The sequence below is a fragment of the Rhizobium sp. 01L419 genome, assembly GCF_056400025.1.
The window spans coordinates 1-12163 of sequence record NZ_JBFTSM010000027.1 but is presented as its reverse complement, the minus strand read 5'-3'; the positions used below and the strand labels follow the sequence as shown (position 1 = coordinate 12163).

General features: G+C 61.3%; 11 protein-coding genes and 2 pseudogenes. 7 read left to right on the top strand and 6 right to left on the bottom strand.

The window, feature by feature from the left end:
• Positions 1-5 precede the first annotated feature (5 nt).
• Both AC1DUP_RS33730 and AC1DUP_RS33725 read left to right on the top strand, forming a co-directional pair.
• Positions 6-860 (top strand): sugar phosphate isomerase/epimerase family protein, encoded by an 855-nt coding sequence (locus AC1DUP_RS33730; RefSeq protein WP_477836871.1) that lies wholly within the window; start codon positions 6-8, stop codon positions 858-860.
• Between the two features lie 21 nt (positions 861-881).
• A complete protein-coding gene (locus AC1DUP_RS33725; protein WP_113299497.1) occupies positions 882-1943 on the top strand; it encodes a sn-glycerol-3-phosphate ABC transporter ATP-binding protein UgpC in 1062 nt (353 codons plus the stop codon).
• Positions 1944-2000: 57 nt separating this feature from the next.
• Here AC1DUP_RS33725 and AC1DUP_RS33720 read toward each other — a convergent pair whose 3' ends face one another.
• Positions 2001-2921, bottom strand: a complete 921-nt coding sequence (locus AC1DUP_RS33720) for a LysR family transcriptional regulator (protein WP_477836870.1) — start codon at positions 2919-2921, stop codon at positions 2001-2003.
• Positions 2922-3001: 80 nt separating this feature from the next.
• On the opposite strand from AC1DUP_RS33720, the gene lysA reads away from it, so the two are divergent.
• Positions 3002-4327 (top strand): diaminopimelate decarboxylase, encoded by a 1326-nt coding sequence (gene lysA, locus AC1DUP_RS33715; protein ID WP_477836869.1) that lies wholly within the window; start codon positions 3002-3004, stop codon positions 4325-4327.
• A 65-nt stretch (positions 4328-4392) separates the two neighbouring features.
• On the opposite strand, the gene AC1DUP_RS33710 is transcribed toward lysA, so the two are convergent.
• Positions 4393-4725 (bottom strand): hypothetical protein, encoded by a 333-nt coding sequence (locus AC1DUP_RS33710; RefSeq protein WP_477836868.1) that lies wholly within the window; start codon positions 4723-4725, stop codon positions 4393-4395.
• 16 nt (positions 4726-4741) lie between these two features.
• Between AC1DUP_RS33710 and AC1DUP_RS33705 the strand changes: the two are divergent.
• Positions 4742-5912 (top strand): annotated as a pseudogene (locus AC1DUP_RS33705) (ROK family protein).
• Between the two features lie 90 nt (positions 5913-6002).
• On the opposite strand, the gene AC1DUP_RS33700 reads toward AC1DUP_RS33705, so the two are convergent.
• Positions 6003-7853, bottom strand: a complete 1851-nt coding sequence (locus tag AC1DUP_RS33700; protein WP_477836867.1) for an ABC transporter transmembrane domain-containing protein — start codon at positions 7851-7853, stop codon at positions 6003-6005.
• A gap of 268 nt (positions 7854-8121) precedes the next feature.
• Between AC1DUP_RS33700 and AC1DUP_RS33695 the strand changes: the two genes are divergently transcribed.
• From AC1DUP_RS33695 to AC1DUP_RS33685, 3 genes and pseudogenes are all read left to right on the top strand, one after another.
• Complete coding sequence (locus AC1DUP_RS33695; RefSeq protein WP_477836866.1) at positions 8122-8886, top strand: heme ABC transporter permease; 765 nt, start codon at positions 8122-8124, stop codon at positions 8884-8886.
• Positions 8887-9042 carry a heme exporter protein CcmD gene (locus tag AC1DUP_RS33690; protein ID WP_477836865.1) on the top strand — a complete coding sequence of 52 codons (156 nt, stop codon included), beginning with the start codon at positions 8887-8889 and terminating at the stop codon, positions 9040-9042.
• 69 nt (positions 9043-9111) lie between these two features.
• Positions 9112-9607, top strand: a pseudogene (locus AC1DUP_RS33685) (DsbE family thiol:disulfide interchange protein).
• Positions 9608-9646: 39 nt separating this feature from the next.
• Here AC1DUP_RS33685 and AC1DUP_RS33680 read toward each other — a convergent pair.
• The 3 genes from AC1DUP_RS33680 to AC1DUP_RS33670 all read right to left on the bottom strand — a co-directional run.
• Positions 9647-10339: a CBS domain-containing protein gene (locus AC1DUP_RS33680; protein WP_477836864.1), complete on the bottom strand. Its 693-nt coding sequence runs from the start codon at positions 10337-10339 to the stop codon at positions 9647-9649.
• Positions 10340-10414: 75 nt separating this feature from the next.
• A complete protein-coding gene (locus tag AC1DUP_RS33675) occupies positions 10415-10882 on the bottom strand; it encodes a cytochrome c-type biogenesis protein (RefSeq protein WP_477836863.1) in 468 nt (155 codons plus the stop codon).
• Positions 10879-12163 (bottom strand): heme lyase CcmF/NrfE family subunit (locus tag AC1DUP_RS33670; RefSeq protein ID WP_477836862.1); only part of this gene is annotated, 1285 nt, incomplete at its 5' end. The genes AC1DUP_RS33675 and AC1DUP_RS33670, both read right to left, overlap by 4 nt.

The following is a 12163-nucleotide window of genomic DNA, read 5'->3' as shown; positions in this document are numbered from 1 at the left end:
TTTTGATGAGGATTGGTTTTTACACGTCGACATTCAACGACCGGCCGCTTGAGGAAGTGGTGGATTTCGCAGCTTCTGCCGGTTTCGATGCGATCGAAATCGATGTCGGCGGCCATATCAAGACGCCGGAGAGGGTGCGGGCCGCCGTGGCACTTGCTCGCGACCATAATCTCTTCGTCTCCTCGATCATCTATTTCGGCAACCAACTCGATGCCAACACCGGCAAGCGCGGCGAGCTTCGCGCCCGTACGGAGGAATTTGCCCAGGCGATCGGCGAAGCAGGCGTGCCGATCTTCGTAATCTTTCCCGGACGCGACGAGGATGTCGACGACGAAGCCAACTACGATGATTTTGCCGAATTCGCCAACCGGCTGATCGCCAGGACGACGTCAAGCGGTCTTGTCTTCGCGATCGAAAACTGGCCAGGCCCCAAGGACAACTTCATCGGAACCACGCCGAAGGGCTGGCAGGAGCTCTTCCAACGGATACCCGACCGACGCTTCGGTCTCGAGTTCGATCCTTCACACCTCATCCGCATCGGCGTCGACCCCTATGCCGCAATGGACGCGGTCAAGGATCGCATCGCCATCCTCCACGCCAAGGATACTGCAATCGATACGGCCGCACAGCAGGCAGTCGGCTATCACGGCAAAGGCTGGTGGCAGTACAAACTGCCGGGCAAAGGCCTGCTCGACTGGCCACGCTTCCTGCGCCAGGCTCGCACCAACGGCTTCGACGGCAGCCTGTCGATCGAGCACGAGGACGCCGCCTACGGATGGCCGGGCAAGGATCTCGATGCACGAAAAGAGGGCGAACGCCTCGGCCTTGCCTACCTCAGAAACGTCTTGGACAAGCTTTGATAGCGACCTGGGAGGGAAAAAATGGCCCATGTTAGAGTGAACAATGCGCGCAAGGATTATGGTGCGTTCAAAGCCATCAAAGGCGTATCGGTCGATATCCGCGACGGCGAGTTCGTCGTTCTCGTCGGCCCCTCGGGCTGCGGCAAATCCACCCTGCTCAGAATGATCGCTGGTTTGGAAGACATCAGTTCGGGCGAGATCCAGATCGGCAAACATATTGTCAACGAGCTGGCGCCAAAGGATCGCGATATCGCAATGGTGTTCCAGAACTATGCCCTTTATCCACATATGACGGTCGCCAAGAATATGGGCTTCTCGTTGCGGCTGAAGCGCATGCCAAAGACGGAAATCGATCAGCGTGTCGGCAATGCCGCAAAGATCCTCGGCCTGGAAGCGCTTCTCGAACGGTTTCCGAAGCAGTTATCGGGCGGCCAGCGCCAGCGTGTTGCCATGGGCCGCGCGATCGTTCGAGACCCTGCCGTCTTCCTTTTCGACGAACCTCTGTCGAACCTCGATGCCAAGCTCCGCGTCCAGATGCGATCCGAGATCAAGGAATTGCATCAGCGGCTGAAAACGACGACGATCTATGTGACACACGATCAGATCGAGGCGATGACGATGGCGGACAAGATCGTCGTGATGAAGGACGGCGTGATCGAGCAGTCGGGCTCGCCGCTCGAACTCTACGACCGGCCGAACAACCTCTTCGTCGCCGGTTTCATCGGCTCTCCCGCCATGAACTTCATTAGGGGGAGCATGACGAACGATGGTTTCCGGACCGAAGACGGGCTCGTCCTGCCGAGCGAGCGACGCCCATCCGGCGCCGTCACCTACGGCATTCGCCCCGAGCACATCGCACTCGACCCCAACGGCATCGAGGTAACAACCGCCGTCGTCGAGCCCACAGGGTCCGAGACATTGGTGATTGCCCGTCTCGGCACGCAGACGATCAGCTGCGTCTTCCGGGAGCGGATCAGAGCAGCCCCCGGCGATATACTGCGGATCGCTCCGCTCCACGATGCCGTCCACCTGTTTGACGAAGGCGAGCAACGCATCACCGCAGGCGAACCGGTGCTGAACTAATTGCGTCCGACAAAACATAGACAACAAACCCTGATTTCGTCTGCCACCGCGAAGTCATCAAGGATCAGCGAGGGTGGCAAGCCGGGCTTCGATCTGTCTGGCTTGCCGGGCCAATTCGGCTCCGAAAACCTCGGCCAGTTGCGACGGCGGCCGATGGATCGGCCTCACGATGTTGACGGAAAACGGGATCGAGAACGACAACCGGCGAAGATGAATGCCGTTGCCGGCATAATCCAGGGCCGTCAGAGGGTTGACGATGGCCAGGCCAATTCCCTCCCGCACCATGGAGCAGACGGATACCGCGCTATGGGTCTCGATGACCATGTGCCGCATGATGCCGGCGTTTCGAAAAATCCGATCGATCTGTTGTCGGTAACTATCCGTCGCCGACAGGCTGACAAAGGATTGTCCTTCGAAATCGTCCGGTGAGAGAACAGCCTTTTCAAGAAGCGGGTGAGCGTCCGGCAGCACGCAGATCTCGTCGAGCGTCATGAGCGGGCTTACCGCCGTACCTTGAGGTGGATGGCCGACCTCCGTCAGGCCGAAGTCGTAGCGTTGTGCCGACAACCATTCCTCCAGCAGCGGCGACTCCTGCGGAACGATACTGATGCCCACGTTCGGGAACCGCTCGACAAAATGCCGGCAGGTCTGCGGCAAGAGCGATTGAGAAAAAACCGGCAGGCATAGGATGGAGAGCTGCCCCTGTTCGAACTGGCGCAGCGACGTCGCCGTGCTGATGATCCGGTCCAACCCGAAATAGGCGCGCTGCACTTCCTCGAACAATTGCAGAGCGTGCGCCGTCGGGCGAAGTCGGCCGCGCACACGCTCGAAAAGCTTGATCTGGATAAGATACTCGAACCGCGCCAGCTCCCGGCTGATCGTGGGTTGGGAGGTGGCCAACATGCCGGCCGCACCGGTGACGCTGCCGGTCGTCATGATAGCCCTGAAAACCTCGATATGCCGAAGGGTGACGGCCATGCCGACCTCATATCAGAATTGAATAGGATTTCCAAAAACTGATATTTTTCATATGCCCGCTTTTGTGGTCAACCCAGCAAGTGAAAACCGCATTGGCTGCGTGCGCGGCCCGCCATCTTTGGACAACCAGTGTCATGACCTTCATCTCTGCCGATCATCTCATCCCTCTCGCTCATGAGCATGGGACGCCCTTATGGGTGTACGACGCTCCGACGATCCGCAATCGGATAAGGCAGCTCGGCGGATTCGATGTGATCCGCTATGCACAGAAGGCGTGTTCCAACATCCACATCCTCTCCCTCATGCGTGAGGCGGGGGTGCATGTGGATTCTGTGTCCCTCGGCGAAATCGATCGCGCGCAGCGGGCCGGATTTTCCACCAGCGCGACCGCTGCTGGCGCCGCAGGCATCGTCTACACCGCCGATATTTTCGACCGCCCGACTTTGCGCCGCGTCGTCAACGACAAGGTCGAGGTGAATATCGGCTCCATCGACATGCTGCACCAGCTGGGGGAACTGTCGCCAGGTCACCGTGTCTGGCTTCGCGTGAACCCAGGCTTCGGCCACGGTCACAGCAACAAAACGAATACGGGAGGCGAAAACAGCAAGCACGGCATCTGGCATGCAGAGCTTACCCAAGCCGTCGAGCTGGTTCGGCGATATCGGCTGCATCTCGTCGGGCTTCATCTGCATATCGGCTCCGGCGTCGACTACCGCCATCTCGAGCGGGTCTGCCATGCGATGACCGGCTTGCTAATCGATCTGGATCACGATTTCGAGGCGATCTCCGCCGGTGGCGGCCTATCGGCTCCCTATCGTCACGGGGACAAGGCGATCGATACCGCGCATTATTTCAGCTTGTGGGATAGGGTGCGCAAGCAGGCAGAAAGCAAGCTCGGCCATGCCGTACGCCTGGAGATCGAGCCGGGACGCTTCCTCGTGGCAGAAGCCGGTCTGTTGCTGGCCGAGGTCCGCGCCACCAAACAGGTTGGCCGAAATCACTTCACCCTCGTCGACGCAGGTTTCAATGACCTGATGCGCCCCGCCCTCTATGGCAGCTATCACGAAATCTCGGTTCTCCCGCACGATGGCCGAAGCCTCAGCCCATCCGAGCTACGTCCCACTGTCGTAGCAGGCCCGCTCTGCGAATCGGGAGACGTATTCACGCAAGGGCCAGATGGTGTGGTGGAGACGCGGTCGCTCCCTCCTGCTCAGGTCGGCGATCTGCTCGTTTTCCATGGAGCTGGCGCCTACGGCGCCTCCATGTCGTCGAACTACAACAGCCGGCTTCACGCTGCCGAATATCTCCTGGACGGGGTAAACTCCCGGCTTATCCGTCGGCGCCAGACTACCGACGAGCTTTGCCAAATGGAATTGAGTGCGGGGCCTGCCGCGAAAGCGGCGTAAGCCCTGAAAACCCGGGAAGGATCATAAACGCCGAAGCCTTCGGCACCGGTACTGGAAGCCCATCGTCAGAGGTCGAGCACCAAATCGCCAGCGCTTTGATTGTGACCCTGACTGCTGATTTCGAGCTGCTTGGGGCCTGTTACCTCTTTGCGCTTCCTGGAACCCCTCTTCCTGCCTTTCGGAGGGAGCTCCCCTGACAATTCAAGGAGTTTTGCGGCAGGTGCCGCAGGTCCTGACATCGTCGTGGCAGCCTGCCCTTTCATCTTGTCGGGTTCGTTCTCAACGGCTGCGGTGGAAATGTCCGATAGCTCGATGTCGGATCGTATGTTGGCGTTCGACTTTGCAATTTTGATTGCTGGGGCAGCGTCCTGCTGCATCTTCGGCGCGAAACGGATCATGAATGCTCATCTTCCCATTGGTTCGCTTTTTGTTCTCATTGAAAAGCGTACTTGTCAACTGGCTTCCTTCCTGAACCTGCTCCGGCAGGAAGGGCCCAAAAGCCGTGCCGAGTTGGCAACAATCACGCAGCTCAGTCCGGCAGCCGTCACCTTCGTCGTCGGTGATCTCGTGGAGGAAGGCATCGTCGCCGAGGGAGAGGCGGTTTCCAGCTTCACCGGTCGTCGTCCCATCCCCGTGGAGATCAATTACGGGCACGGGCTGGCGATCGGCTTCAAGCTCATGGCCGATACAGTGGAATGCGTCGCGACCGACCTGGCGACGAGCCCTCTCGCCGCCATCAGGATCCCGATGCCGAGCCGCGCGCCGGATGATGTCGCAGACCTGCTGGCCGCAACGGTGCCGAGGCTCATCAGGCTTGCGGGACGCACGCATGCCAAGCTTACAGGCATCGGCATATCGATGCCGGGCGTCATCAACAACGAGCAGACGATGTGCATCAGAAGCCACCGCTTCGCTTGGGACAACGTTCCGCTGGCATCCCTTCTCGCCAATCGTGCGAATGTTCCCGTCTGGCTACGCCATCGCACAGCAGCTGTTCGGCCTCGGCCGGCAGCATCGCAACATGGCGGTGCTGGCGGTCGGCGTCGGCATCAGCTGCGCCCTCGTCATCGAGGGCAAGCTCTATCGCGGCGCCAATGGCGCAGCCGGCAAGTTCGGACATACGCTCTACGAGGAGAACGGCCGCCTCTGCGAATGCGGCAAGCGCGGCTGCCTGATGGCCTACCATTCCGAGGCCTCGATGTTGCGGCGCTGGCATGAGGCGACGGGTGGGGGCCAGGATCTGGGCACGCCCGAGTTGCGCCAGGCGCTTGCTGCAGAGGATCCGACGGCTGTCCGGATCGTCGAGGATTCAGGACGCAGTATCGGAACGGCTCTCGCCAATCTCGTCAACGTGACGGATCCGGAAGTGGACGTGGCGGGCGGAGAAGCTGTTTCACTCGGCGAACACTTTCTGGCGCCTCTGCAGGAGGCCTTGGCACTTAGAACCTTCAGGATGCCACCCCCCATTCTTCCCGATTGGGAGGACAATTCATGGGCACGCGGCGCCGCAGCGTTGGTAACGCAGAAGATGTTCGATTTCGAATCTGTCGGAGGCGTCACGAGACCCCTCCAGTCATTCGGATAGACGGCTTCCGTAGCGGGCGGCGACCGGGCCGAGAATGAATGATCTCACCCACGACGCCGGTCCCTGATGGGGCGGTCGACTAGGCAACGCTCACGCCGCATCATGCTCCAAGGCTGCCGACCCCGAGAGATCGAACTGCAATTCGGCAAGCTTGGAATATGCTCCGCCCTTGCGGATCAACGTGGCGTGCGTCCCCTCCTCGATCACCCGGCCGCCGTCGATCACCAGGATTCGATCCGCCTTGAGAACCGTGGCAAGCCGATGCGCGATGACAATCGTCGTGCGGTTGCACATCAATTCGTCGAGCCCCCTTTGCACCAGCATTTCGTTTTCGGCGTCGAGAGATGCCGTGGCCTCATCCAGCAAAAGGATCGGCGCGTTCTTCAGAACGGCACGGGCGATCGCAAGCCTTTGCCGCTGACCGCCCGACAGGGTGAGACCGCGCTCGCCGACCACGGTGCGATAGCCGTCCGCCAACTCGGAAATAAATCCGTGCGCCCTTGCCGTGGTCGCTGCAGCCGCGATCTCGTCCTCTGACGCGTCAGGTCTTCCGAGACTGATATTTTCTGCGACGGTCGTCGCGAAGATGGTCACATCTTGCGGCACGATAGCAATTTCCCCTCGAACTGCAGCGGTGGCGGCTGTGCGCACATCGCAGCCATCGAGCGAAATGTCGCCGGAATAAACCTTGTAGAAACCGAGCAGCAGCGAAAAGACCGTGCTCTTGCCCGAGCCGGAGGCACCCACAAGCGCGACTGTCTCGCCGGGCCGGACGCTCATCGACAGGCCCGCGAGGACTTGCCTGTCCGGAGCTCCCGGATAGGCAAAATGCAGATCCCGGATTTCGATCGCGCCTTTTGCGGGTTGGCCGAGCGGAGCGCGTGACACCGGGTCGCGCTCGCCGGCATCTTCATCGAGCAGTTCGAAAAGACGTTCGGCGGAACCTGCCGCCTGCGCCAGTTCACCCCAGACCTCAGATAGCGATCCGAGCGATCCGGCAGCAATGACGGAATAGAGCAGGAATTGGCTCAGGCTGCCCGCCGACAGCGTTCCGGATAGCAGATTGTGAGCGCCGATCCAGAGAACCCCGACGACGCTTCCGAAAATCAGCGCAATGGCAACAGCGGTCAGGAGCGCACGCGATCGGGCAGCAAAGACGGCACTGCGATAGGACGCCTCGACGTCATCAGCATATCTCTCGCTGGCCGCCGCCTCCCCGTTGAAGGCCTGCACCGTCCGACTTCCGGCGATCATCTCGCTGGCAAAGGCGGACGCGATCGCAAGAGCGTCCTGGGCTGCACGCGATTTTTTGCGAACCGAGCGGCCGAATAGGACAAGCGGCGCGACGACGAGCGGGATGGCACCCAAAATGATGGCGGAAAGTCCCGGGCTCGTGACGAACATCATCACCAGCGCACCGAGACACAGCAACGAATTGCGCAGGGCCACCGATGCGGCGAGGTTCAATGCGGACTTGATTTGCGCGGCATCCGCCGTCAGCCGCGATGCGATGTCGCCGGATTTGTTGGCGTCAAAAAAGCTCGCCGGCAAACGCGTTACGTTGCGGAAGGTTTTCACACGCAGGTCGCTGACGATGCGCTCGCCAAGCGTCGTAACGAAATAATATCGGCAAGCGCTTGTGACGGCGAGTGCGACAGCAAGCGCAAGAAGCATCAGGAAATAGCTGTTGACGAAGCCACCGTCGGACTGTCCGAAACCGTGGTCGATCATCCGGCGGACGGCCATCGGCAGTGCAAGCGAGATCATAGCCGCCGCCGCCAGCGAAACGAGCACCAATAGCAGCAAGCCCCGGTGAGGCCGCAACAGGGGCAGCAACCGGACGAGGCCGGAGACATCAGGCCTCTTTTTTCCGGACCGCGGTCGGGAGCCTGCAGTCACGTCGGTGGGAGGAGCGGCAGATCGGTCGTGCGCGGCAATCATCAAGGTGAGGGTCTCCTGGACTGGAATGCCTCCTTTTTGGCACTGGCGCGGCGACAGTCTTTGACCGCGATCAATTACCGGTCGGTTCCGCCGAAGCCTTCCCGCGGCAGAAGGTCCCACCAGTATGTCGCGATAAGCCCTGCTGCACCCCACAGCCGGGCCTGGATCGTGATAGCGGACGGGCGAAACGACAGGCGCATGACCGCCCCACCGGTCGCAGTTTCATCCGGGTCAAATAAACCGACGGTGCTAGACGCTAGAGCGGGCCATGACCTACGTCAGACGCATCAAAGATATCATCACCGGGCTAGCGCAGCCCGCCAGATTCCTGGAACTGGCCGATCGGGCCCTGGCTGGACTTTCGATCATCACTGTTCTCTGTTTCGCTGTTGGACTTTATCTGAGTTTTGTTTCCGATGGCGATTACCAGCAGGGTGACACCGTCAGGATCATGTATGTCCATGTGCCCGCAGCATGGATGGCGATGCTCTGCTATACGGTGATGACCGCAAACGCCATCGGCTCCCTGGTATGGCGCCATCCACTTGCCGATGTCGCTGCGCGCGCCGCCGCACCCATCGGCGCCGCCTTTACCTTCGTGTCGCTCGTCACAGGCGCGATCTGGGGCAAGCCGATGTGGGGAACCTGGTGGGTGTGGGACGCACGCCTGACCTCGATGTTTGTGCTTTTCCTGATGTATCTCGGTCTATTGGCGATCAACCGTGCAATCGACGAGCCGACGCGCGCCGCTCGTGTTACGGCGGTCCTCGTTCTCGTGGGCTTCGTCAACATTCCGATCATCAAGTTCTCGGTCGACTGGTGGAACACATTGCATCAGCCGGCCAGCGTGCTCAGGCTGGATGGCCCTGCTCTGGACATCGAATTCCTTCGCCCGCTCCTGACCATGGGCCTTGCCTTCACAGCACTCTTTTTCACCCTCCACATGGCCTCGATCAGGAACGAGATCTGGCGGCGAAGACTCATGTCGCATCATCGCTTGGCCGCACGGGCCGCAATGCAAAGGGAGAATTGAATGACACATCAGGACTACGTGCTGGCAGCCTATACGGTCGCATTCACCGTCATGATCACCATCAGCGCGATGACCTGGTTTCGCGGCCGTACCTATCGCCGGCAGGTCGAGACGCTGGCGAAAATCAGGCATCGCACGCGGCGCGAGGTCCGCTAGGTGCGCCACTATCTTCTGGCCGCCGTGCCGCTGCTCGTCTTTGTGGCAATTGCCGGAGCCGCTGGGCGCATGCTTTATCGGCAGGCGGTAGAAGGATATTCGCCCTCCGCCCTCCCTACCGCACTGATCGGTCAGGCACATCCTGCGATCGATCTGCCGCCGCTTGCCGGGTTACAGTCTCCCGGACTTCAGGATAGCGGGCTTTCCGGCCAGGTCGCGATCGTCAACGTGTTCGCATCCTGGTGCATCCCCTGCCGGCAGGAACATGCCGCGCTCATGCAGCTATCGAAGGACACGCGCATCAAGCTGATAGGCATCAATTACAAGGATAACAGCAGCAACGCTCTGGCCTTCTTGCGCGACAACGGGAACCCCTACGCAGCCGTCGGCGTCGATCCGACCGGCAGGGAGGCGATCAACTGGGGGGGTCTACGGCGTGCCGGAGACCTTCGTCGTCGGGCGCGACGGCCGCATCCTGTTCAAACAGGTCGGCCCGCTCGACGAAAAGGCCCTGTCGGCAGGCATCGGTCCCGCTCTCGACAGGGCACTGGCTGCCGGCAACTGACCCGAAGCCCTCGTCTAAAGCTGGCTCGGCGACTTCACCTCAAGCCTGTTGCGACCGCTTGTCCGGATCTGAATCTGCCGCAAGCTGCAATCGATCAAGGCAGCCTCCCGATCCGAGATTCTCGACGAGCGCCAGTACGGCACGGCGCTGCAAGTCGGTTTCCACATTTCCTTCGAGTGTGATCTGCCCGTTATGGACGGAGACGCGGATCCTCTGCGACGTCAGGCCGAGATCGTATTTCAGGCGTGCGCGAACCGCGAGCAGGATCGCGCCATCCTCGCGCGGCAACCTGAGGGTCGGCGCATCTGTTATCAGAGCGAGGATATCGCGCCGGCTGACGATCCCCGCGAGCCGGCCGGCCTCAACGATCGGAATACGCTTGATGCGATGGACCTCAAGGCTTTCGGCAATATCGGAAACCTCGCTGTCCGGGGTGGCGACGATAACGTCGCGTGACATGATATCCCTGACGGACCAGCCATTGCCGCGAATGTAGCGGTCAAGATCGACGTCGGAGGTAATTTCCGTGTTACGCGCGATGCGCGGCGCAAGCCGGATCTCCCGACGCAGCAATAGATCGCCTTCAGTCAGAATCCCACAGACCCGCCCTTCGTCGTCAACGACAGGCAGCCCGCTGATATTGTTTTGCATCATCACCGCAACGGCATGGCGGATCCCTGCCACAGGGCTGATCGATACCACATTGCTCGTCATAATATCCCTGGCCTGCATGCGTGCACCTCCCTTTCCGGAAACATCTGGTACCATGAGAGTAGGATGGCTTGGACGAACCGACCTTGACCTCCGTCAAAGTCGCGGTGTCGGATCCAGCAACTCCGCGAGCCTTGCCTGCTCTTCGACGGTGAGCTTGCTGCCGGTGGGCTTGCCGGCCCGCTTGCGGGCAAAGACGAGAAGCGAGATGCCGCCGGCGAGGATCAGCAGGACTGGCGCACCCCAGAGCAGCAGCGTGCGCACACTGACGCGCGGCTTCAGCAGCACGAACTCGCCGTAGCGCGAGACGATGTAGTTCAGCACCTGCTCGTCGCTATCGCCATCGGTGATGCGCTCGCGCACGAGAAGACGCAGGTCCTTGGCAAGATCGGCATTGGAATCGTCGATCGACTGGTTCTGGCAGACCATGCAGCGCAGTTCGGAAGACAGTGTTCGGGCGCGGGCTTCGAGAGCGGGGTCGGAGAGCACTTCGTCCGGATTGACGGCGAAGGCCGGGGCGGCCGCCGTCATGAGCGCCAGGACGAGGAGGAAACGCCTGATCATTCCGCCGGCTCCATGGCCGGGGCTGCCGGCTTGGCCGGTTTCGCCTTGCGGCTTGGCGCCCCGACACGCAGGCGCCGGTCGGTCAGCGAGACGACGCCGCCGAGCGCCATGATCAAGGTCCCGCCCCAGATGCAGAGAATGAACGGCTTCCACCAGATGCGCACGACGATGCCGCCGTCATGGGTGGCGTCACCGAGCGAGACATAGAGTTGGCTGAGGCCGAAGGTCAGGATGCCGGCTTCCGTCGTCGGCATCTGCCTTGCGGTATAAAGCCGCTTGGCCGACCAGACATCGGCAGTCTCGGCACCGCCGCGGCGGATCGAGAAGTGGCCGCGGTCCTCGGTATAGTTCGGGCCGACAGCCGGCTGCATGCCGTCGAAGACAATGCTGTAACCGCCGGCATCCGTCGACTGGCTCTGCTTCATCTCGACCACATGCTCGGTCTGGAAGGTGGTGACTGCGACGATGCCGAGCACGGTGACACCAAGCCCGGCATGGGCCAATGCCGTACCGAAGGCAGAGCGCGGCAGGCCCGACAGCCTTCGCCAGGCGATATCGGCCTTCACCTTGCCGATACCGGCGCGATACCAGAGATCGGCGCCAGCCCCCAGGATCAGGAACAGGCCGGCGGCAAGGCCGAGCACGGCCATGACAGGGCCGCCATGCTGGAGATAGAAGAAGACGAGGGCTGCGATGAGCGCGAGAGCGGCCACGACGTAAAGCCGCTGCATTGCGCCAAGCAGATCGCCGCGCTTCCAGGCCAGCAGCGGCCCGAAGGGCACGACGACCAGAAGCGGCGCCATCAGCAGGCCGAAGGTCAGGTTGAAGAAGGGCGGGCCGACGGAGATCTTGTCGCCGGTCAGTGTTTCCAGGACCAGCGGATAGAGCGTGCCTGTTAGTACCGTGCCGCAGGCAACCGTCAGGATCAGGTTGTTGACGACGAGCGCGCCCTCGCGCGAGATCGGCGCAAACAGCCCGCCCGCCGACAGAAGCGGCGCGCGGAAGGCAAAGAGCGCCAGCGCGCCGCCGATGAAGATCAAGAGGATGCAGAGGATGAAGACGCCGCGGCTCGGGTCGCTCGCAAAGGCATGGACCGAGGTCAAGACGCCGGAGCGCACCAGGAAGGTGCCCATCAGCGACAGCGAGAAGGTGAGGATGGCGAGCAGCACCGTCCAGATCTTCAAGGCCTCGCGCTTTTCCATGACGAGGGCGGAGTGCAGGAGCGCGGTGCCGGCAAGCCAGGGCATGAAGGAGGCATTCTCCACCGGATCCCAGAACCAC

Excerpts from the sequence above, each read along its gene's own strand:
- AC1DUP_RS33730 (WP_477836871.1), top strand. The coding sequence starts at position 6 with ATGAGGATTGGTTTTTACACGTCGACATTCAACGACCGGCCGCTTGAG.
- AC1DUP_RS33725 (WP_113299497.1), top strand. The coding sequence starts at position 882 with ATGGCCCATGTTAGAGTGAACAATGCGCGCAAGGATTATGGTGCGTTC.
- AC1DUP_RS33720 (WP_477836870.1), bottom strand. The coding sequence starts at position 2,921 with ATGGCCGTCACCCTTCGGCATATCGAGGTTTTCAGGGCTATCATGACG.
- AC1DUP_RS33710 (WP_477836868.1), bottom strand. The coding sequence starts at position 4,725 with ATGATCCGTTTCGCGCCGAAGATGCAGCAGGACGCTGCCCCAGCAATC.
- AC1DUP_RS33700 (WP_477836867.1), bottom strand. The coding sequence starts at position 7,853 with ATGATTGCCGCGCACGACCGATCTGCCGCTCCTCCCACCGACGTGACT.
- AC1DUP_RS33695 (WP_477836866.1), top strand. The coding sequence starts at position 8,122 with ATGACCTACGTCAGACGCATCAAAGATATCATCACCGGGCTAGCGCAG.
- AC1DUP_RS33690 (WP_477836865.1), top strand. The coding sequence starts at position 8,887 with ATGACACATCAGGACTACGTGCTGGCAGCCTATACGGTCGCATTCACC.
- AC1DUP_RS33680 (WP_477836864.1), bottom strand. The coding sequence starts at position 10,339 with ATGCAGGCCAGGGATATTATGACGAGCAATGTGGTATCGATCAGCCCT.
- AC1DUP_RS33675 (WP_477836863.1), bottom strand. The coding sequence starts at position 10,882 with ATGATCAGGCGTTTCCTCCTCGTCCTGGCGCTCATGACGGCGGCCGCC.